Annotated in this window: 2 protein-coding genes; one reads left to right on the top strand and one right to left on the bottom strand. The window is 57.9% G+C overall.

Going from position 1 to position 1,154, the window contains the following annotated elements; translation table 11 throughout:
* The first annotated feature begins 531 nt into the window (after positions 1-531).
* Positions 532-936 carry a tetratricopeptide repeat protein gene (locus HMPREF3114_RS20910; RefSeq protein WP_141750787.1) on the top strand — a complete coding sequence of 135 codons (405 nt, stop codon included), beginning with the start codon at positions 532-534 and terminating at the stop codon, positions 934-936.
* Between the two features lie 88 nt (positions 937-1,024).
* On the opposite strand, the gene HMPREF3114_RS20550 is transcribed toward HMPREF3114_RS20910, so the two are convergent.
* Positions 1,025-1,154 (bottom strand): H-NS histone family protein (locus tag HMPREF3114_RS20550; RefSeq protein WP_141750786.1); only part of this gene is annotated, 130 nt, incomplete at its 5' end.

Genomic DNA, 1,154 nt, shown 5'->3' with positions numbered 1-1,154 from the left:
TCGTGACGTCAGACCCGCTCGGATTGCAGGGGGGGATCAGCACCTACGGCTACGTGAAGGGCAACCCGCTCGCATCAATTGACCCCGATGGGATGCAGGCAATTCCTTTACTACCCCCGCCCCCCGTGGTCACGGGCGCCCCCGGTGCCGTTGGGGCGTACAATGGGGGCGACCTCAGCAATCCGAACGGCAATTGGGATTTTGGTCCAAAGATCAACAGCGATAGCCTTAGGAATGCCCTTAAGGCGGGTGAGATGCTGGGGGTTGGGACAAACGGTCTCCTTGGGCCGAATGGCATCCTGAATCCGCAGAGTTCCGCGTCCAAGATGGCGGTTGCGTTGATTCGGTCGGCATGTGCGGATGGGGAGGATGATCTTGAGGCAGACTGCCAAGAGCACATTCAAGCCTGCAAAGTGACATGCACGCGCGCAGGCGGTGACTTCAGACAGCCTGGTGTTTGGGGGGGAAGCTTCGTTCGTTGCATGACCGGCTGCGTCCCGCACCGCTGTCAAGACTTGATCAAGGAGAGCGATGTCAATGGATATTAGGAGTGCCAAGTTGCTGCTGGAGTCGGGCGACCTGGATGGTGCTCGTAAACAACTGTTGGAGATCGTTGAGCGTGATCCCTCTTCCGAGCGCGCTTGGCTATTGTTGGTCGGCCTCGGTTTTCGAACAAATGACGCGAATCTATCGCTGCAAGCGTTGCGCCAGCTTGAAAAAATCCGACCGCGTGACGCGTTCGTTGTTTCTGGGTTGGTGGACTGTTTGATTCAGCTGGAGCGCTATGGCGAGGCGAAGGAGGTCATTCGCGCCTTTTCGGATGCAGCCGTTCCTGGAACTCCTGCTCACGATACCGTGCTGCAAGAACATCGCAGAGCACTTCAGTTCATCAACGATAGACTTGAGGCTGCAGGCAAGAGCTCGGGCTCACCCTGACATTCAGTCCTGCATCATTCATCGGCCGGCCGGCCGGTCGGCCGGCTGCATGCTAGGCAGAAGCCGGCCGCCTTGATTAGTCGCAGGATTAACTAATCAGGAAATCTTGAGGCAATGCTCCCTTAGCAACCAGCAGGGCCATCCACTTGGGCTGCCTACCGCGCCCAGTCCAAGTCTCTTCAGAATTGGCCGGGTTGCGATACTTCGGAGCCACCTTG

Origin of the sequence: Stenotrophomonas sp. HMSC10F07, assembly GCF_001807895.1 — a bacterium.
Taxonomy (GTDB): domain Bacteria; phylum Pseudomonadota; class Gammaproteobacteria; order Xanthomonadales; family Xanthomonadaceae; genus Stenotrophomonas; species Stenotrophomonas sepilia.
Note: the sequence above shows the minus strand (reverse complement) of the source record. Positions and strands in the feature narration are given on the sequence as shown.

What these genes read in the sequence shown, in the direction of transcription:
- HMPREF3114_RS20910 (WP_141750787.1), top strand. Translation starts at nt 532, where the DNA reads ATGTCAATGGATATTAGGAGTGCCAAGTTGCTGCTGGAGTCGGGCGAC.